The 18,995-nt window shown below is 38.5% G+C and carries 18 protein-coding genes; 14 read left to right on the forward strand and 4 right to left on the reverse strand.

Features of this window, described 5'->3' with window-relative positions; all coding sequences use genetic code 11:
• Window positions 1-55: 55 nt before the first annotated feature.
• Together IHV11_RS02970 and IHV11_RS21420 are read left to right on the forward strand one after the other, a co-directional pair.
• Window positions 56-958, forward strand: a complete 903-nt coding sequence (locus tag IHV11_RS02970; protein ID WP_197193650.1) for an aldo/keto reductase — start codon at window positions 56-58, stop codon at window positions 956-958.
• 147 nt (window positions 959-1,105) lie between these two features.
• Window positions 1,106-2,035 carry a methyl-accepting chemotaxis protein gene (locus IHV11_RS21420; RefSeq protein ID WP_197193651.1) on the forward strand — a complete coding sequence of 310 codons (930 nt, stop codon included), beginning with the start codon at window positions 1,106-1,108 and terminating at the stop codon, window positions 2,033-2,035.
• Window positions 2,036-2,099: 64 nt separating this feature from the next.
• Here the strand turns inward: IHV11_RS21420 and rpsD are convergent, their stop codons facing one another.
• Window positions 2,100-2,702 (reverse strand): 30S ribosomal protein S4, encoded by a 603-nt coding sequence (gene rpsD / locus IHV11_RS02980; RefSeq protein ID WP_191751958.1) that lies wholly within the window; start codon window positions 2,700-2,702, stop codon window positions 2,100-2,102.
• Window positions 2,703-3,047: 345 nt separating this feature from the next.
• Between rpsD and megL the strand changes: the two genes are divergently transcribed.
• Complete coding sequence (gene megL / locus IHV11_RS02985; protein ID WP_197193652.1) at window positions 3,048-4,226, forward strand: methionine gamma-lyase; 1,179 nt, start codon at window positions 3,048-3,050, stop codon at window positions 4,224-4,226.
• 197 nt (window positions 4,227-4,423) lie between these two features.
• Here the strand turns inward: megL and IHV11_RS02990 are convergent, their stop codons facing one another.
• Entirely contained in the window at window positions 4,424-4,909 is a 486-nt protein-coding gene (locus IHV11_RS02990) for a GAF domain-containing protein (RefSeq protein WP_197193653.1), read from the reverse strand.
• Between the two features lie 152 nt (window positions 4,910-5,061).
• On the opposite strand from IHV11_RS02990, the gene refZ reads away from it, so the two are divergent.
• On the forward strand, window positions 5,062-5,748 hold the full coding sequence (gene refZ / locus IHV11_RS02995; protein ID WP_231620176.1) for a forespore capture DNA-binding protein RefZ: 687 nt from the start codon (window positions 5,062-5,064) through the stop codon (window positions 5,746-5,748).
• Here refZ and hisJ read toward each other — a convergent pair.
• Window positions 5,713-6,546 (reverse strand): histidinol-phosphatase HisJ, encoded by an 834-nt coding sequence (gene hisJ / locus IHV11_RS03000; protein ID WP_197193654.1) that lies wholly within the window; start codon window positions 6,544-6,546, stop codon window positions 5,713-5,715. The two genes, refZ and hisJ, sit on opposite strands and share 36 nt — an antisense overlap.
• 222 nt (window positions 6,547-6,768) lie before the next feature.
• Here hisJ and ezrA point away from each other — a divergent pair, with 222 nt between their 5' ends.
• The 6 genes from ezrA to IHV11_RS03030 all read left to right on the forward strand — a co-directional run bounded on the left by ezrA (window position 6,769) and on the right by IHV11_RS03030 (window position 15,081).
• The gene (ezrA, locus tag IHV11_RS03005) at window positions 6,769-8,460 is read left to right on the forward strand and encodes a septation ring formation regulator EzrA (RefSeq protein WP_197193655.1); all 1,692 of its coding nucleotides are present in this window, start codon (window positions 6,769-6,771) and stop codon (window positions 8,458-8,460) included.
• A 172-nt stretch (window positions 8,461-8,632) separates the two neighbouring features.
• Window positions 8,633-9,775 (forward strand): cysteine desulfurase family protein, encoded by a 1,143-nt coding sequence (locus tag IHV11_RS03010; protein WP_197193656.1) that lies wholly within the window; start codon window positions 8,633-8,635, stop codon window positions 9,773-9,775.
• Window positions 9,776-9,780: 5 nt separating this feature from the next.
• Window positions 9,781-10,992, forward strand: a complete 1,212-nt coding sequence (gene thiI, locus IHV11_RS03015) for a tRNA uracil 4-sulfurtransferase ThiI (protein ID WP_197194904.1) — start codon at window positions 9,781-9,783, stop codon at window positions 10,990-10,992.
• A 515-nt stretch (window positions 10,993-11,507) separates the two neighbouring features.
• Window positions 11,508-11,693: an alpha/beta-type small acid-soluble spore protein gene (locus IHV11_RS03020; RefSeq protein ID WP_066396835.1), complete on the forward strand. Its 186-nt coding sequence runs from the start codon at window positions 11,508-11,510 to the stop codon at window positions 11,691-11,693.
• 128 nt (window positions 11,694-11,821) lie between these two features.
• Window positions 11,822-13,396 (forward strand): acyl-CoA synthetase MbcS, encoded by a 1,575-nt coding sequence (gene mbcS, locus IHV11_RS03025; RefSeq protein ID WP_197193657.1) that lies wholly within the window; start codon window positions 11,822-11,824, stop codon window positions 13,394-13,396.
• 95 nt (window positions 13,397-13,491) lie between these two features.
• Window positions 13,492-15,081 carry an amidohydrolase gene (locus IHV11_RS03030; RefSeq protein WP_197193658.1) on the forward strand — a complete coding sequence of 530 codons (1,590 nt, stop codon included), beginning with the start codon at window positions 13,492-13,494 and terminating at the stop codon, window positions 15,079-15,081.
• A 70-nt stretch (window positions 15,082-15,151) separates the two neighbouring features.
• Here the strand turns inward: IHV11_RS03030 and IHV11_RS03035 are convergent, their stop codons facing one another.
• Window positions 15,152-15,949 carry an NAD kinase gene (locus IHV11_RS03035; RefSeq protein WP_197193659.1) on the reverse strand — a complete coding sequence of 266 codons (798 nt, stop codon included), beginning with the start codon at window positions 15,947-15,949 and terminating at the stop codon, window positions 15,152-15,154.
• 153 nt (window positions 15,950-16,102) lie between these two features.
• Here IHV11_RS03035 and IHV11_RS03040 point away from each other — a divergent pair, with 153 nt between their 5' ends.
• From IHV11_RS03040 to IHV11_RS03055, 4 genes are all read left to right on the forward strand, one after another.
• Complete coding sequence (locus IHV11_RS03040; RefSeq protein ID WP_197193660.1) at window positions 16,103-16,771, forward strand: DUF2953 domain-containing protein; 669 nt, start codon at window positions 16,103-16,105, stop codon at window positions 16,769-16,771.
• 2 nt (window positions 16,772-16,773) lie between these two features.
• Entirely contained in the window at window positions 16,774-17,226 is a 453-nt protein-coding gene (gene ytfJ / locus IHV11_RS03045) for a GerW family sporulation protein (RefSeq protein ID WP_197193661.1), read from the forward strand.
• Between the two features lie 88 nt (window positions 17,227-17,314).
• Window positions 17,315-17,815, forward strand: a complete 501-nt coding sequence (gene tpx, locus IHV11_RS03050; protein WP_191752649.1) for a thiol peroxidase — start codon at window positions 17,315-17,317, stop codon at window positions 17,813-17,815.
• A 170-nt stretch (window positions 17,816-17,985) separates the two neighbouring features.
• The gene (locus tag IHV11_RS03055; protein ID WP_197193662.1) at window positions 17,986-18,984 is read left to right on the forward strand and encodes a class I SAM-dependent methyltransferase; all 999 of its coding nucleotides are present in this window, start codon (window positions 17,986-17,988) and stop codon (window positions 18,982-18,984) included.
• Window positions 18,985-18,995 lie beyond the last annotated feature (11 nt).

The raw sequence follows: 18,995 nt of genomic DNA on the forward strand, positions 1-18,995 counted from the left end.
AGGAACCCAATCGTAGCAGAGTTACTATCTAATTTTATTAAAGGATGTGTTTGTTGTGAAAAGAATTCAATTAGCAGAAGACCTTCAGTTTTCACAGATCGTTCACGGACATTGGCGTTTAGCAGAATGGAATCTCTCTCCCGAAGAGCTTCTTTCACTTATAGAAAGATGTATAGAGGCAGGAATTACAACGTTTGATCATGCTGATATTTATGGTAATTACATGTGTGAAGAGCTGTTTGGACAAGCACTAGCTCTTAAACCATCCTTACGACATGAAATGCAGATCGTGACTAAGTGTGGTATTAAACTCATTTCTGAAAACCGTCCACATCATACGATTAAATCTTATGATACGAGTAAAGAACACATAATCGCTTCTGCAGAAAATTCATTGAAAAAAATGAACACAGACTTTGTAGATGTACTATTGATTCATCGCCCAGATCCGTTTATGGACCCAGCTGAAACAGCAGAAGCGTTTCACATCTTAAGAAAAGAGGGGAAAGTGAGACATTTCGGTGTTTCTAACTTCACACCTAAACAAATGGAAATGCTGCAGAATGAGTATGATGGACCACTTGTAACGAATCAGATCGAGTTGTCCGTTCTTCATGAACAGTTTTTCTTTGATGGCACGATCAATCACCTTCAAAAAGAAAAAGTTAGACCGATGGCTTGGTCTCCGCTTGCTGGAGGAAGATTGTTTAATGGTAAAGATGAAAAAGCGGTACGAGTGAAAAAGGCTATAGAAAGAGTCGCTAGTGAAACAGAAGCCTCATCTATTGATGAAGTAGCTTATGCATGGCTGTTGAATCACCCGGCACAAGTCATGCCGATTGTTGGTAGCGGAAAAATGAATCGTATTGAGGCAGCGATAAATGCAGCAAACTTACCGCTAACACGCGAGCAATGGTTCTACATTTTACAAGAAAGTATGGGGAAAGAAGTAGATTGATTCATACTTTACTCATTCAATAATAAGCCGAAATCCACACAGTATGATGTGTGGATTTTTTTATTATATCTATAGAACATTTCGTTAGTAATTAGTTCCTTAGTAGTATAATATTAGAAATAAATACTAAAAAATGGGGATGCATCAATGATTACATTAAGCAACAACAGTTCTACGAAGAGCTCACAAGTATTGAATGAAAGTGCTGTACTGGCAGCGATTGATCGATCAGTAGCCATGATTGAATTTGACCCTCATGGAAAAGTACTATGGGCAAATGAAAATTTTGCAACAACGGTGGAATACCATGTTGATGAGATGCCGTTTTTGGTCCATAAGCAATTTTGCACAGAAGAGTTTTTGCGAAGCGGTGAGTATGATCGGTTTTGGCGAAGTCTAAGAGAAGGTAAAACATTTCAAGAAAAGATTCAACGTGTAACGAAATCAAAGCGTTTGATTTGGTTAGAAGCTACGTATACCCCCGTTGTGGATGAAAATCATAAAGTGACAGCTGTGGTAAAGATTGCAACAGATATTACGAATAGAGAAAATAATACGATCAGGGTTGCTTCCGACCTACAACAGATGTCCCTAGAATTGCTTACACGAGCGGAAGAAGGATTAAAGAAAAGTAATGAGATTTCATTATCTACCGAAAAATTAGTGTCTGAATCCCAACAGAATTTATCTATATTAGAATCTCTAAAAAAGCAAGCTACTTCTATAGAAGATATTGTAAAAACGATTCGTGAAATTGCGGCACAAACCAATTTGTTAGCTTTGAACGCAGCTATAGAAGCAGCTCGAGCTGGTGATCATGGAAGAGGATTTAACGTTGTGGCGGTTGAGGTTAGAAAACTGGCTAATCGCGTGCAAGACTCTATCCAAGAAGTGAATGCACATATTTCAGGAATCACTGGCGAGATAAACAAGATCAATGATGTGACTCACCGATCGCAAGAAGGGATAACGAATAACAAACAATTAATCGAACAAGCGATGCAAGAGTTCTTAGGTATCGAAACTTCTGCGAGACAGTTGGAGTCACAGGCAAGTAAGTTTAAGGAACTTCTATAGGTCTAAAAAATAAGAAAAACCCCTAATGCCTTTAGAAAAGGTGTTAGGGGTTTCTTCACTCTTATTAACGAGAGTAGTATTCAACGATAAGTTGTTCTGTGATCTCAGCAGGAAGTTCAGAACGCTCTGGTAAGCGAGTGAAAGTACCTTCCAATTTGTTTTCATCAAATGTTAAGAAATCAGGTACGAAGTTGTTTACTTCGATCGCTTCTTTAATAGCAGATGAGTTACGAGATTTTTCACGAACACCGATTACATCTCCAGCAGATAGACGGTAAGAAGCGATATCAACACGCTTTCCGTTTACTGTGATGTGACCGTGATTTACTAGTTGACGAGAAGCACGACGCGTGCGAGCAAGACCAAGACGGTAAACTACGTTATCTAAACGAGATTCTAAAAGAATCATGAAGTTTTCACCGTGGATACCAGTCATTTTACCAGCATCATCAAAAATGCGGCGGAATTGACGCTCGTTTACACCGTACATGTAACGAAGCTTTTGCTTCTCTTGTAATTGTAAACCGTATTCAGAGATTTTTTTACGTTGAGTTGGACCATGTTGTCCTGGTGCGTATGGACGCTTAGAAAGTTCTTTCCCAGTTCCGCTTAGAGAAATTCCAAGACGACGAGAAACTTTCCATGTTGAACCTGTATATCGAGCCATTATAGACTCCTCCTTCACATGTTTGTTTGTGTTAAAACAACAACAGTGACTATGGCCTTTTCATGAGCATATTTTGTATGAAAAACATCTTCACTTCAGCAGCCATGAAGCTACGAGATGTTCCCGGATTAATGAAAACCAGGGTACAAAATAAAAACAAATGATGGACACAGTGCCGCTTATTTTACACAAAGAATAGTATAAGCTTTTTTGTTATACCGTGTCAACTCTATCTATAAATACATAAAACATTTTAAGGGACAAATTGTAAAAACATGAAAATTCATATATGATATGTTTAAGAAAGCGCTTACATTTTATATTGCCTTCAAAGGAGAAGTAAAAATGGACACAAAACGCTTTGAAACAGATGTGATTCACAAAGGGTATAATGCAGAACAACATAATGGGAGTTTGGCTCCTCCGATTTTTCAAACTTCAACTTTTGTATTTGACAGTGCTGAAACGGGTGCAGCACGGTTTGCAGGTGAACAGGAAGGATATATCTATTCTAGACTTAGCAATCCTACCGTCGCGATGTTAGAAGAGCGAATAGCAGCGATGGAAAAAGGGGAGAAAGGTCTAGCGTTTGGTTCCGGTATGGCTGCCGTGTCAGCTATTCTTCTCGGTTTAACGAAAACAGGTGATCATATCCTCTGTTCTGAAGGAGTTTATGGTTGTACCTTTGGCCTGCTTCAGCTTATGGAAGAAAAGTATCATATTACACACAACTTTCATTCGATGAACGATGAGGAATCAATACGGTCAGCAATTAACGACCATACAACAGTCATATATATTGAATCTCCGATAAACCCGACGATGAAACTTGTTGATTTAAGTATGGTGGCAAGAATTGCAAAAGAATTTAATATTCCAGTAGTTGTAGATAATACGTTTTCCTCTCCTTATCTACAGCGTCCACTTGAATTAGGCTGTGATATCGTTTTGCACAGTGCCACGAAATATTTATGTGGACATGGGGATGTAATAGGAGGTCTAGCGGTTGGAAAGCAAGAATTGATGAGCCATCTTGCTATTACCACTCAAAAGGATATTGGTGGAGTAATGTCTCCTTTTGATGCCTGGTTGCTTTTAAGAGGAATCAAAACACTTCCTGTTCGAATGGACCGTCATTGTGATAATGCAAAAAAGCTGGCAGACTTGTTAAAGAAACACCCTGCTGTAAATCGAGTTTTGTATCCGGGTGATTCTGATTTTCCTCAATACGAGCTTGCGAACAAACAAATGTTAAACACGGGCGGTCTGATCAGTTTCGAAATAAAAGGAGATAAAGTGGTCGCACAAAAATTCATGAATGCATTAAGACTCATTAAAATTGCAGTTAGTCTTGGAGATGCAGAAACACTCATCCAGCATCCTGCTACGATGACGCACGCTGTCGTACCTGAGGAGAATCGTCTTCAGATGGGAATCAGTGATCAGCTTCTGCGTTTATCGGTTGGTTTAGAAGCATGGGAAGATATTTGGGGTGACATAGAACAAAGTTTAGATTCTTTATAAAGGCTGTTTTCGTAAACTTTGTTGCTTCTGGAAGTAGTCGATTTCCGTTCTAAGCTGCTCGCTTTCCGCGGGGCAGGAGGCACGCACCTAACACTCCAATCAACTGTAATGAAAGCAACACCTTTTAGATGGGCGTTATAAATAAAAGAAGCCCTGCGCTTATATCGGCGCAGGGCTTTTTTAATAGGTAAGAGAAATTAGATATATCGAAGTAAAACCTCACAGAACTTTTCTAAGTTCTCTTGATCAATCTCATCAAATCGTTCCTTCTCTGGACTATCAATATCTAGAACTCCTAGGAGCTGGCCGTCTTTAACTAACGGAACAACGATCTCGGATTGAGAAGCTGCATCACAGGCGATATGTCCAGGAAACTCATGAACATCTTTTACTACTAATGTTTCTTGGTTTTGAGCGGAAGTTCCGCATACTCCTCTTCCAAGAGGTATTCTTACGCAAGCTGGAAGCCCTTGAAAGGGTCCAAGAACTAATTGGTTCGTCTCTACTTCAAGTGTATAAAATCCGACCCAGTTTACTCTGTCTAAGAATTGATTCAGTAAAGCAGAAGCATTTGCAAGATTCGCAGTAGCGTTTGTTTCACCCTCAAGTAAAGCAGAAAGTTGTTTTAACAGAAGAGAATACCCCTCATTTCTGTCTGTGCTATATTGCTGAACGGAAAACATCAAGATTCCTCCAAACCTGATAAATTGTTTATTCTATCCTATCAAATAATGTTGAACTATACACCCAAAAGCCCTTATTTGTCGAGCGATTATTAAAGGTTTATGTCTTCCGCCCAAGAATTTTATACAAGAGGGAAGGACGGTGGAAGAAAATGAAGACAGATCCGATGGAAACGAAACTGAAAATAGCTGAGGCTGCGATTGCTCTTTTCACAAGCCAAGGATTTAAAGGAACGACCGTTAGGCAGATAGCAAAAAAAGCTGGTGTGAACATCGCTTTAATTTCGTACCATTTTGGAGGAAAGAAAGGTCTTCTAGAAGAGTTGATCACTTCATTTTTTGAAGGGTATATCAGAAGGATTGAAATCATCTATCATACATCGAGCTCTCCAACAGTAAAAGGGAATTTTATTGAAATAGTAGAAGCTTTGTTGATCTATCAACAGCGAAACCTACCTCTTGCACGCTTTGTCTATCGTGAGATGACGCTTGATTCAACATTGGTACGTGAACTCATGTCTACCTACTTAGTAAAAGAAAAATACTTTTTGCAAACTTTGTTTGAAAAAGGGATGAAGAAAAAAGAATTCAGAAGGCAGCCTGTGGACTTTTTAACTATTCAGTTCAAGGATATGATGATGCTACCATTTTTGCATCCACTATATTTAGCTGAAGTTTATCAGATCAGTGCTGAAACAGAAACGTTCATCCAACCTTATAAAAAATGGATGATGAACTGGTTTGATAAATGTGTTTGTCTTCCTGAAAGAAAAAATCCCCTACTGTCTGCTGTTCAAAAGCCGTTATTCGGCTCTATTCAAGAGAAGTGGGGAAGTTAATGTTGCTGTTGCTACTAATTGATCAAATCCTTGACCGAGTCCCTTAGCACTGTGGGCATCAGACCCATAGACGAGAGGGATTTTTCTTTTTTGTGCTTCTTTTATGATCCAATCTGAAGGGTAAGGCTCCAAACAATAAGGCTTAACAGCACCTGCCCCGTTGTAATCCAAATACATTTTACGTTCAGACAAGGTTGTTAAAATGTCTTCTACTTCCTTTTCATAACTAAAATCTGGAGGGAAAAGTGTCTGAAACTTCTTAGCTAATGTGATATGACCAATCCTTTTTGGCTGATGCTTCCCAAATGAATGACTGATTGATCTTCTAACCGTCTGAAAGTATAGGGAGTAGACAGCAGAAAGGCTACCCGACTGTTCAATCAATTCTTTAAATACATTCTCATCATAATCCATGCAGTAGTGCTTATTTTTGACGTTTAGAAAATGAACAGAGAGAATGGCATCATCGAGCTCTGGCCAAACTTCCTTAAGAAACGTATTCGTCTCCTCTTCATATCCATCTATAAAATCAATCTCTAATCCAGTAAAAATCTCTATTTTACTTTTATAAAATTTCTTAACTTCTCTCAAAGTGTTAAAGTAACTTCCTAATTGTTCGTGTGTCATGCTACTGTCTTTCGTGGGAGCAGGATCGGTAAATGTATGAGGGAGCGGGGCATGCTCTGTAAAGGTAATACCTTTCATACCTAAAGAGATAGCTCTTTCGATATACATTTCAAATGTGTCTAGTGACCCATGGGGACAAAAAGGCGTATGGACATGTCCATCATAGTACATCTTTCTTACTCCTCCTTTCGACAAAATCTTCATTAAATTGGAAAAAAATTATCATATTATGCAATTTTTTTGCGTCAAATGTTTGTTTACATGTTATCATAAAAGCATTAAACTGCAATTTTTATAGAATAAAAACTAAATTAGATCGGTAAAGCGATTTAAACATACGAATACATAATGTAGGCCATATAGAAATTTGAACAGATAGAAAGGGTGCCTCTGATGATATACATAGTCATTGCCATCGTTACATTCCTAGCATTGATCCTATACGGTGCCATGTCACGCCGAAGAGTGTATAAAGAAATTGATCGACTTGAAGCATGGAAAATGCAAATTATGAATCGCCCATTAACAGAAGAGATTTCAAAAGTTAAGGGTATGGCGATGATTGGGGAAACGGAAGAAAAATTTGAAATGTGGCGTCAAGAATGGGATGAGATGGTAACGGCTCAACTTCCTAATTTAGAAGAAGACTTATTCGACGCTGAGGAATATACAGATAAGTACCGCTTTAAAAAAGCTAGATCTATTTTAGCTGGGGTTAGCCAATCATTAGAAAAAATCGAGATGAGAATTAAAGAGATTACTTCAGAGATTAATGAGTTAGTTACGAGTGAGGAACTAAATCGAGAAGAGATCGTTGAAGCGAAAGAAAAGCTGCAAGAAACAAAGAAGTACTATTTAACACATATCCGCGCACTTGGTCAGACAGCACCAATTTTTGATAAAGAGCTGGATGAGATTAAAGCACTGTTTGAAACATTTGAATCACTTACTGTTCAAGGAAGCCATCTAGAAGCTAGACAAAGACTTGTAGAGAGTTTAAACCGTATTTCAGACTGTAAAACGAAGATGCAGGGTGTTCCTGAACTTCTAGTGATCCTTCAATCGGATATACCAAATTCATTGAAAGAATTAAGTGCAGGTTTTACTGAGATGGAACAGCAAGGCTACGTTCTACATCATATCGGTATTGAAAAAGAGATCAGTTCTTTGAAAGATCTTAACGAACAAGCGTTGAACAGAGTGTTAGATTTGGAGCTTGAGAGTGCTCAAAAAGATATGGACGAAACGGTTCAGAAAATGGATCAGCTCTATGAAATGCTCGAGAACGAAGTGCATTCTAAGCAATTTGTAATTAGTGAAAGAGAAATCTTCTTCTCTTCCATTCAAGATCTTCAAGATAGAATTGAGAATTTAAAGCAAGAGACCCAAATTGTTTCTTCTACTTACTTGATCGAACAAAATGAAGCAGAAATGCAAAAGAAGATTGAAAAACTGTTTCACAAGCTACAGAGTCGTTTCTTAATCATTGAAGATTCAATAGACGAAAAAAGAGAATCTTATTCAGTTATTCGAGAGATGATGGAAGAGATGCAAAAGCAGATGGAAGAACTGCAGCGTTCTCAGAAAGTATATGAAGAAATGCTTCATAACTTAAGAAAAGATGAGCTTGAAACGAAACAAAGCTTAAGAGAACTAAGAAAGAAACTGCTCGAAGCAAGAAGAATGGTACAAAAGAGCAACCTTCCTGGATTACCGGAACACTACTTGATTACGATCGGGAAGGCAGAAGAATATATCATCGAAGTTTCTAAAAAGCTGGATGAGAAGCCTCTTGAAATGTCAGATGTTTCTTATGTACTAAACAAAGCGCACGAAGCAGTAAACGAAGGTTACGATGAAACGTCTAAGATGATCGAGAATGCTTTCTTAGCTGAGAAGCTCATACAGTACGGCAATAGATTCAGAAGTTCTTATCAATCTGTATCCGTTCGATTGATTGAAGCAGAGATCGCTTTTCGAAATTATCAGTATGAAGATGCTCTTGAGATTGCAGCTTCTGCGATAGAAAGTGTTAGACCTGGAATCCTTAAAGAGATGGAAATCAATTTAAAGTCACATGTATAAAAACTGCGAGGATTCAATTCCTGCAGTTTTTTTGCTGTTTAAAAGAATTTTATTTTAGTGAGTTAACAAAAACTAGGATATAAGTGGAGATGTGCACGATAGCTAAATTATGGTATGATAATGAAATGTGTGTTTTAGAACGGTTTGGAATGGATAATTGGAGGATTCAACAATGATTTATTTGGATAATAGTGCAACAACAAAGCCATATAAGGAAGTACTTGATACGTTCGTTACGGTGTCAGAAAGGTATTTTGCCAATCCATCTTCCCTTCATTCTAAAGGAGGCGAAGCTGAGAAATTGCTTGGTCAGGCCAGAAAGTCAATTGCTCAGTTACTGGAGGTTGCTCCATCAGAAGTCGTTTTCACCTCTGGTGGTACAGAAGGCAACAATATTGCGATCAAAGGGATTGCTTTTCAACATCAAAATCGAGGTAAACACCTTATAACATCTTCTGTTGAGCATGCATCGAGTCATGAATCCTTTCAATATCTTGAATCACAAGGTTTCGAAGTAACGTATCTTCCTGTGGATCACAACGGTTTGATTTCATTAGAAGAACTTAAGTGTTCGATCCGGCCAGATACGATTCTTGTTTCACTTATTCATGTCAATAACGAAACGGGAACGATACAACCTATTCAAGAGATAGGTAAGATCTTGAAAGAGCATCCGAAGATTTTTTTCCATGTCGACAATGTTCAAGGTGTCGGTAAGGTTGACCTGCCACTAAAGGAGTGGGGGATTGATCTATGCACGATATCTGCCCATAAAATTCACGGTTTAAAAGGAAATGGGATTCTATTTGTGAAGAATGGTGTGAGTGTCTCTTCTTTATTCACTGGTGGAGAACAAGAATTAAAGAAAAGAGCCGGGACTGAAAATGTTGCAGGTATTGTAGCTATGGCAAAAGCGTTAAGGTTAATTCTTCAAGAAATGAAGGAAAAGAAAGAAAATTTACTTGAGATTAAACAGTTCTTAATTGAAGAGTTGCGTTCCATAGATGGAATAGACATCAATACATCTATAAAGTACTCAGCTCCTCACATTATTAATTTTTCAGTGAAGGGTATCAAACCAGAAGTGCTGATCCATTCCCTTGATAAAAGAGATGTTTATGTATCAACTCGATCTGCATGTTCATCAAAACAAGGTGGAGCTAGCCGTATCTTACTAGAGATGGGGTTAGGAGAAAATCGTGCTTCAACGGCTATTCGTTTGAGTACCTCCTATGGAAACACTTTGAAAGAAGCAGAACTGTCTTTAAAAATATTAAAAGAAGAACTAATAAATATTAAGAAGGTAATGAGGTAATGAAGATGATTTATGATCATTTAGTCGTACGCTATGGTGAATTATCACTAAAAGGAAAGAACAGAAGGCATTTCGAATCACAGCTTTTTGAAACAGTAAAAAGAAAAATGCGTCCGTTTCAGGATCTGCATATGTCAAAACACTTTGACCGAATTGTTATTGAGTTAAACGGCCAATCATATGAGCCTATCGTCAAATCACTACAGGATATTTTTGGCATCCACTCGATCAGTTTAGCTGTAAGATCTGAAAATGACTTAGAAGCGATCCAGAAAGCAGCGTTAATCGCTCTTAATGAAGCGATGGAAGGAAAGAAGACGTTTAAAGTTACTGGTAAACGCTCATTAAAGTCCTTCCCAGTTAACTCCATGCAGCTTAACCAAGAAGTTGGAGGATACCTTTTAAGAAACACGGAAGGTTTAACCGTTGATGTTCATAATCCAGATGTAAATGTAAAAGTGGAAGTAAAAGATACAGGAACTTACATCAGCTCAAAATCATTTGAGGGAGCTGGCGGTCTGCCGATCGGTGTTGGCGGTAAAGCGATGCTAATGCTTTCAGGAGGAATCGACAGTCCAGTAGCGGGATACTTAACGATGAAACGCGGCGTTCGAATTGAAGGTGTTCATTTTCATAGTCCGCCATTTACAAGTGAACGGGCAAAACAAAAAGTGGTGGATCTGACACAAGAGCTCACTCGCTATAGCGGAGGCAAGATCAAGCTTCATGTTGTACCTTTTACAAAAATTCAACAAACGATCAAAGATAAGATTCCGTCTAGTTATAGCATGACAATCATGAGAAGAGTAATGCTTAGAATCACTGAGCGTTTAGCGGAGAACAACCATGCGATGGCTATCACGAACGGAGAGAATCTCGGCCAAGTTGCAAGTCAGACGATGCATAGCATGTATGCGATCAATGAAGTAACAAACCTGCCTATTCTTCGCCCTGTTATTACAATGGATAAGCTAGAGATCATGAATTTGTCGCATAAAATTGGAACATATGAGATTTCAATTCGTCCTTATGAAGATTGCTGTACCATTTTCTTGCCATCTGCACCAAAGACTAAGCCGAAGCGTGAGAAAGCGATTCGGTTTGAGAAAAATATTGAAAACCTTGAAGAGTTGATTGAAGAAGCGGTTAATGAAGTTGAGACGCTGATTCTTGAAGAAGGGAAATCAACGGACGAAACGTTTGATGATTTGCTTTAAGACATCTTGTAAGTAGTTGATTTCCGTTACAGGTGCTCGCTTTCCGTGGGGCAGGCGGTGAGCCCTTTGCCGCTTTGCGCCCTTAAGGGTCTCACCTGACCGCTTGTCCCACAGGAGTCTCGCACCTTTCACTCCAATCAAGTAGTCAATGAAGAGAAAAGAAATGACATGAAAGTAATCGGTGATAAAAAATTGATTAATGACTACAACGTTTAGCGGTGGAGATTCATGCACGCTTCAGTTCAAAAATTAACAAGATAAGACTAAGGGTAAGAAGTCTGCACATTGTGTGGGCTTTTTTCTTTTTTAGGAGCCGTAGCTTTTGCATTTGTATTGACTCTCACTTGCAGGTTGATTGGTGCGCAAGTTTGTCGAAGCGAGCAATATGAGCGGAAATTAACTGCTTTTAAAATGTTCTTTTCAATTAATATTGAAATGGCAACACACACAACAATTTCCAAGAATTGAATCGGCCATTTAGACACATCTTATTAGTACAAAGGAGGTGAAACAACATGGCAAACCAAAACCAATTAGTAGTACCAGGTGCACAACAAGCTGTAGACCAAATGAAGTATGAAATCGCTTCTGAATTCGGTGTAAACCTTGGACCAGATTCAACTGCACGTGCTAACGGATCTGTAGGTGGAGAAATCACTAAGCGTCTAGTAGCTCAAGCTCTAGGTGGATACTCTAAGTAAATAGTAATGGCTAACGGAGCGGGTTGTCCCCGCTCCTTTTATTTTTGTGTATATATGACTAAATTTTAAAAATTTTCTAAAATATATTATAATGGTAAAGAACAACATGAATTGAAAGGGTGAAGTAAATGAACTTGATTGCTCCAAACATTTATAATTTAACAGAAGAAATGGAAAAGTATGCTTTAAACCCTGAAAAAAAAGCTTTAATCTGGATGGATGAACAAGGTATTACAGAGGAGATTACATATAAGAAGCTCCTAGACAGAGCGAATCAAATTGCAAATTCTTTAGAAGAACTTGGACTGACTAAAGGTGATAGAGTTCTGATCATCATGCCACGACTGATTGAAACGTATGCGGTCTATATCGCTTGTTTGAAAGCTGGAATTTCTGTTATTCCATGCTCAGAAATGTTAAGAGCTAAGGACCTGAGCTACCGTGTCCAGCATAGTGAAGCTAAAGCGATCATTGCGGATTACCGATTTACAGAGCAAGTTAATGAGATCAAAGACCACTTGCCTACACTTACATATAAAATTAGTGCGAACGGGGAAACAGATAACTGGTTAAGCTTACAAGCAATAACGAATAATGTAAGCGTTTCCTATAAAGCGCCTGAAACGGCGAAGGATGATATGGCTTTTTTATCCTACACATCTGGCACAACAGGACAGCCTAAAGGTGTCGTTCATACACACGGATGGGCGTATGCGCATATTCGAACGGCAGCAAAAAGCTGGTTGAACATTTCAGAAAATGACAAAGTATGGGCAACAGCGGGACCGGGTTGGCAAAAATGGATTTGGAGTCCTTTTTTATCCACTCTAGGTACTGGTTCTACGGGTTTTGTCTATCAAGGTAAGTTCGATCCGAAAAAATATTTAACACTTTTGCAAGACCAACAGATCTCGGTGTTATGCTGTACACCAACAGAGTATCGTTTGATGGCTAAAGTAGACAATTTAGATCAATACAAATTACCGCATTTAAGAAGTGCTGTATCAGCAGGAGAACCACTGAACCGAGAAGTGATCGATACGTTTGAAAAATATTTCCATATCAAAGTCCGTGATGGGTATGGACAGACAGAGAATACATTATTAGTCGGTACGTTGGAGGGCATGGAGATCAAGCCAGGTTCAATGGGTAAGCCGACGCCTGGAAATGATGTTGATGTCATTGATGAAAACGGAAAACCTGTTGCTGCTGGAGAAGTTGGTGATATTGCCGTTCATAAAAATTGTCCTGCTCTGTTTAAAGAATATTATAAAGATCGAGATCGGACGATGATGGCTTTCCGTGGTGATTATTATGTGACGGGTGATAAAGCGAAGAAAGATGCTGAAGGCTATTTATGGTTCGAAGGCAGAGGCGACGATATTATCATCTCCTCAGGGTATACGATCGGACCTTTTGAAGTAGAGGATGCACTTGTAAAGCACCCAGCTGTTAAAGAATGTGCAGTAGTGGCAAGTCCAGATGAAATACGTGGTCATATTGTTAAAGCGTTTGTTGTTTTACGAGATCATACTGCAAGTAACGATGCCTTAACAAAAGAACTTCAAGAACATGTAAAAGAACTTACAGCTCCATATAAATACCCAAGATCCATAGAATATGTTGATGATCTTCCAAAGACAACTTCAGGAAAGATCAGACGTATCGAGCTTCGTCAGCTAGAAGCATCAAAATCAAGATGATTTTTAAGGAAAAAGCAGATAACTTATCTGCTTTTTTGCTTGGTTTTTAAGTTATACTACTTTTAAAAGAAGATGAATAAAGGTGGTCAAATAAATTGGGGACTCTCTTTTATAACGGAAAAATCTACACGATGGCAAACGAAGGTGAACATATCGAAGCTGTTTACGTGGAGAACGGTCATATCATTAAAACAGGAACGGAAAAACATCTAAGTAATACATTTAGAGAGCGTATTACGAAAAGGGTTGATCTAAATGAGAACTTCATGTATCCGGGATTTGTGGACAGTCATCTACACTTGATCGGTCATGGTGAAAAGTTGATAAAACTCGATCTCTCAGAAATGACTTCTGCTGAAGAGATGGAACGTGCTCTGAGAGAAAAAGCAACTACACTTACATCCGATGAATGGTTGATTGGAGAAGGTTGGAACGAGAACAATTTTATCGACCGTAAGATTTTTCATAGGCAAGAACTTGATGATATTTCAGGAGGACGTCCTGTTCTTCTATCCAGAGTGTGTCGGCATGCATTTTTAGCGAACACAAAAGCATTAGTATTGGCAGGTATCACTAAGGATACGATCGATCCTCCTGGTGGAATTATCGTAAGAGATAATAATGGAGAAGCAACAGGGCTGTTACATGATAGTGCTGCAGAACTTGTAAAGAAAGCTGTGCCAGAAGCTTCACAGAACTATTTGAATACGGCCTTAAAAACCTCTATCAAACATTTACTTTCATTAGGATTAACAGGAGGTCATTCGGAAGACTTAAGCTATTATGGGTATATAGAAAGGCCGTTGAGTGCTTATCGAACTGTCATTGATGGAGAAGAGATTAAGTTTCGAGCTCATCTATTGGTACATCATGAAGCCTTTGAAGACTTCAAGAATGTAAAAAAGGAATATGAGTTGCCTTTCGTAGAGTATGGAGCATTGAAAATATTTGCAGATGGAGCTTTTGGAGGCCGGACCGCTTGGCTATCTCAGCCTTATAATGATGCACCTGAAACCTCAGGTGTATCGATCCATGCAGATATTGATCTAGCTAAACTTGTTCAAAAAGCGAGAGAGTATCATATGAATGTTGCTGTACATACGATTGGTGATATGGCATTGAAACAAACGATTGAAGCGATAAAAAATAACCCTGCAAAGGAAGGCAGAGATCGCCTAATTCATGTTGGGCTTGTAGATGATAATTTAATTGCAGAAATGAAACAACTACCAGTCATACTAGATATTCAACCAGGATTTGTAGCATCAGACTTTCCATGGTTGATCGAACGACTCGGTACGGATCGAATTCCAAATGCTTTTCCTTTCAGAAGATTGATCGATGAAAAACTAATTTGTGCAGGTGGCTCTGATGCTCCTATTGAACCGGTGGATCCGCTCCTTGGAATATTTGCTGCAGTAACACGAAGAAAACCAGGGGAGAGTCATGAAGGTTACGTGCCAGAGCAAAAATTAACGATGTTTGAAGCAATATCTTTATATACAATCGGAAGTGCTTCTGCCATCATGCAAGAAGATATTAAAGGGGTCATTAAAGAAGGATATTTGGCTGACTTTACTGTATTAGATCAAGATCTATTTGAAGTTTCAGAAGATGAGATCTTAAAATCTAAGGTTGTACTTACAATTGTAGATGGTGATATTGTCTATGAGAACAAGGGTTAGTAGAACGCGAATCATGAACAAAAAAACAGCTTGCAGATGATGCAAGCTGTTTTATTTGGTTGTTTATCTTCTACAAAAAGCTTCTTTTTACTTTATGCCAAAATGAATTGTCTTTTAATTTTACAGTCTTGATTCTTTTAGTTGTGAGCTCAAAATTCAATGTCTCACAATGTTTAATACTCATCGCCTCATTGTCCATACCGATAATCGGATAATGGCTGTTATCATGCTTGATCTTTAATGTCATCTTACGGTTATCACTTAGGATAAACGACGAACCTAAAGTACGGTAGTGATTGTTATTTAACGAAGCGAGTTCACTGATTTGATAGCATGCAAGCATTGGATCGACGACCGCACCGTTCACCGACTTGTTATAAGCTGTACTACCAGTAGGTGTCGAAATAATCATTCCATCCCCACGGAAGGTTTCAAAATATAGATCATCGATGAAGACGTCAATCTCAAGAGTTCGAATAATGGAAGAACGAAGAGAACATTCGTTTAAGCAGAAGAACGATCCTTGTCCATCAATGGTTACAGATAGAGCAGGGTATTTTCTAACTTCAACTTGTTCGTTTTTCATCGCTTCAATCATACCCGCTTGATCATCGATATGAAAATCGCAATAAAATTCATTCTCGAGTGTACTCACACCTACATAAAGACAATCATCTCTGAAACCAGTTTTACGGACTGCTTGTAAGAAGGTGCCATCACCACCGATGCTAGCTATGATGTTTGCTTCCTTCTCATCTTCAACTACTTCGAATCCCTCTGTTATGGCTAATGATAGTAATTGGTTGATCTTTTCTAAAGTGCGTTCTTCTTTTTTGTAAAAAAAGAAAATTTTATTACGAACAGCCATAATTGCTTTTCCTCCCTTAATTTCTCTGCTTCACTATTTTGTTCTGAGTGATGAGATCAAATTCCTAATTCTATTGTAACAGACAGACTTCTTAAGGTTTAGATTGAATGCGCTCTGCCTATAATGAAAAGATAACAGAAGGGGAGAGCATGTATGGTTTGGTTTACAATCATAATAGGTATCTTACTATTTTTATTAATCGTGATAAGTCTTTCAACGATCCACATCTCCATTTATTTCGTTCATCGAAATGATAATAGTAACATTCAGGTCAATTTTAAAATGTATCATTTTTTAAAATATAAATTGAATGTACCTCTAATCATGGTAGATGCTCAAGATCACTCTGTAAAGATAAGAGAAGAAAAAGAAACGACGCTCGGACAGAAAAAAGAAAAGAAGAAGATTACGTTCTTACAACTAAAAAATCAATATCAATCATTTAAAAAGATGCTAAAGCATATAAACCACTTTTATCAAATACTCGCTGCATTTTTGAAGAAAATGAAGATGAAAAAAGTAGAATGGCACAGTGCAATCGGACTCGGAGAAGCTTCTTCGTCTGCGATTGCAGCAGGAGCAGTATGGGGTTTTAAAGGAATAGCGATACAAGTGCTCAATACGTTTTTTAAACTTGAAGAATCTCCGAATGTATCTGTTGTTCCTGTTTTTCAGGGGATGCATAGTGAAACGCGCTTTTCTTGTATGATTTCATTTAAAATCGGGCATGCTATTGTCGTTATGTTGAAAATCTTAAAGTCCTGGCGAATAGTAAGTCGTTCGGCTAAGGTGAATTCTGAATATATGACTGGAGGCATGTAAAAATGAGTGAACATCCGATCCAGGGTTTAATGAAAACCGCGATGGAAAACTTAAAAGAAATGATCGATGTAAATACGATTATTGGTGATCCTGTAGAGACACCAGATGGCAGTGTCATTCTTACTGTATCAAAAGTAGGATTTGGATTTGCAGCAGGTGGAAGTGAGTTCGGTGGACAGGAAGAATCCCGTAATTCTTCCACACAGCAAGGTTCATCTAGTCAATCAAAAGAGATGCCTTTTGGTGGAGGGAGTGGAGGAGGAGTTTCTATTACTCCGATTGCATTCTTAGTAGTAAGCAATACAGGGATCAAGACGATCCACTTAGATAATAGTACGCATCTGTATGAGAGAATCTTAGATCTAGCACCTGGTGTGATTGATAAGCTACAGCATATGATGAACAAGAACAAACATAATAATGGTTCATCAAATACACAAACACATGAGTTTTAAAAAAGCTAACATCTCGTTAGCTTTTTTTTCTGCATTGCTTTAAGATGAAAGGGAAAGTACATAATTTATACCTTAAAGGAGGAATATAATCATGGCTGTAACATTTAAAGAAAAACCAGTTACATTACTAGGAAATGAAGTAAAAGTAGGGGACCAAGCTCCAGATTTTAAAGTGCTGGCAAACGACATGTCTGAAGTGAGCCTTGCAGATTCAAAAGGGAGTGTACGTTTGATCGCTGCTGTTCCTTCAGTTGATACGGGCGTATGTGATGCTGAAGTGCGTCGTTTTAATGAAGAAGCATCTAAGCTGGATAACGTTAAAGTATTAACGGTATCAGTGGACTTGCCTTTTGCACAAAAGAGATGGTGTGCTGCAGCAGGTATTGAAAATGTTCAAACGCTATCCGATCACCGTGATCTTTCATTCGGTAAAGCATACGGCGTTGCGATCGAGGGACTTCGTCTTCTTGCACGTTCCGTATTTGTTATTGATAGCTCTGATAAAGTTACGTATGTAGAATACGTAGACGAAGTAACGAGCCATCCGAATTACGAAGCAGCGATCGAAGCAGCTAAAGCAGCGAAATAAGCAATCAGACATCTCCGGTATAGCGTTTAAAATACCGGAGATTTTTTTGTTTAAAAGGGATAGAACCCAGCATAATCCATTCATTTTACAAGCAATAGAAGTTAATGATTGTATATCCTGTACGTAGTTTGCTAAAATGTTTCCTGTGAAAACTTAGGAGGAAGCGATATATGAGTTCTTTTAAAGATGTAGAAAAGCTATTTGTTGTTCTCGACAATACAGCGACGGCAATTAAGGATAAACTTGAACTGCCTTATTTAGACGCTCTTGTGGAATCAGGAGAAAACCTGTTCTTTCAGGAGATACCAAAAGAATACCCGAAAGAATTAACAACTGTGTTAACAGATGAATACAAAAAAGTGAACGTTACAGAATTCGGTAAAGAAGAAACGCGCAAGGCTTTCCAGTTGGCTGTACTTAAAGGCATGAAAGAAGCTGTACAACCACACCATGCGATGACACCGGATGCCGTTGCATTATTTGCTGGATATCTTGTTCAAAAATTCATGAAACAATCCGAGAATCTTACGTTGTTAGATCCTGTAGTTGGTTCAGGGAACTTGCTAACAGCTGTAATGAACCAGTTGAAAGACAAAGAGTGTGTTTCGTTTGGAGTAGAAGTGGATGAAACTCTTTTGCGATTAGCTTGGGTCAATGCGAATATCCAAAAACATAAGTTAGAGCTTTTTCATCAAGATGTGATCAAACCGCTTTATGCTGATCCTGTTGATGTTGTAGTAGCCGACTTGCCTGTAGGATATTATCCAGACGACGAAGCCGCTAAAGCCTTTAAAGTTCATGAAAAAGAAGGACATACTTTTGCACATCACTTAATCATCGAGCAAGCGGTTCATCACTTGAAAGAAACTGGCATTGGGATTTTTATCGTGCCGAACAACCTGTTTGAAAGTGAACAAGCGGACTTGTTCAAAAGTTGGATGAAGGAAACAGTAACCGTACTTGGTCTTCTTCAGCTACCTGAATCATTATTCAAGTCCTCCGTACATGCAAAAAGTATCCTGATTCTTCAAAAGAATGGAGAAGGTGCGATAAAGCCTAAACAAGCGATGCTTGCTCAGCTTCCATCCTTCTCAAATAAGAGTGGATTAGGAAATGTTATGGAACAGATTAATGAGTGGTTTAAAACAGAGTGGGAACGTGAAAAATAACAGCGTGGGTC

This window comes from Fictibacillus sp. 26RED30 (assembly GCF_015903845.1).
Classification (GTDB): domain Bacteria; phylum Bacillota; class Bacilli; order Bacillales; family Fictibacillaceae; genus Fictibacillus; species Fictibacillus phosphorivorans.

Excerpts from the sequence above, each read along its gene's own strand:
- IHV11_RS21420 (WP_197193651.1), top strand. The coding sequence starts at position 1,106 with ATGATTACATTAAGCAACAACAGTTCTACGAAGAGCTCACAAGTATTG.
- rpsD (WP_191751958.1), bottom strand. The coding sequence starts at position 2,702 with ATGGCTCGATATACAGGTTCAACATGGAAAGTTTCTCGTCGTCTTGGA.
- megL (WP_197193652.1), top strand. The coding sequence starts at position 3,048 with ATGGACACAAAACGCTTTGAAACAGATGTGATTCACAAAGGGTATAAT.
- IHV11_RS02990 (WP_197193653.1), bottom strand. The coding sequence starts at position 4,909 with ATGTTTTCCGTTCAGCAATATAGCACAGACAGAAATGAGGGGTATTCT.
- refZ (WP_231620176.1), top strand. The coding sequence starts at position 5,062 with ATGAAGACAGATCCGATGGAAACGAAACTGAAAATAGCTGAGGCTGCG.
- hisJ (WP_197193654.1), bottom strand. The coding sequence starts at position 6,546 with ATGTACTATGATGGACATGTCCATACGCCTTTTTGTCCCCATGGGTCA.
- ezrA (WP_197193655.1), top strand. The coding sequence starts at position 6,769 with ATGATATACATAGTCATTGCCATCGTTACATTCCTAGCATTGATCCTA.
- IHV11_RS03010 (WP_197193656.1), top strand. The coding sequence starts at position 8,633 with ATGATTTATTTGGATAATAGTGCAACAACAAAGCCATATAAGGAAGTA.
- thiI (WP_197194904.1), top strand. The coding sequence starts at position 9,781 with ATGATTTATGATCATTTAGTCGTACGCTATGGTGAATTATCACTAAAA.
- IHV11_RS03020 (WP_066396835.1), top strand. The coding sequence starts at position 11,508 with ATGGCAAACCAAAACCAATTAGTAGTACCAGGTGCACAACAAGCTGTA.
- mbcS (WP_197193657.1), top strand. The coding sequence starts at position 11,822 with ATGAACTTGATTGCTCCAAACATTTATAATTTAACAGAAGAAATGGAA.
- IHV11_RS03035 (WP_197193659.1), bottom strand. The coding sequence starts at position 15,949 with ATGGCTGTTCGTAATAAAATTTTCTTTTTTTACAAAAAAGAAGAACGC.
- IHV11_RS03040 (WP_197193660.1), top strand. The coding sequence starts at position 16,103 with ATGGTTTGGTTTACAATCATAATAGGTATCTTACTATTTTTATTAATC.
- ytfJ (WP_197193661.1), top strand. The coding sequence starts at position 16,774 with ATGAGTGAACATCCGATCCAGGGTTTAATGAAAACCGCGATGGAAAAC.
- IHV11_RS03055 (WP_197193662.1), top strand. The coding sequence starts at position 17,986 with ATGAGTTCTTTTAAAGATGTAGAAAAGCTATTTGTTGTTCTCGACAAT.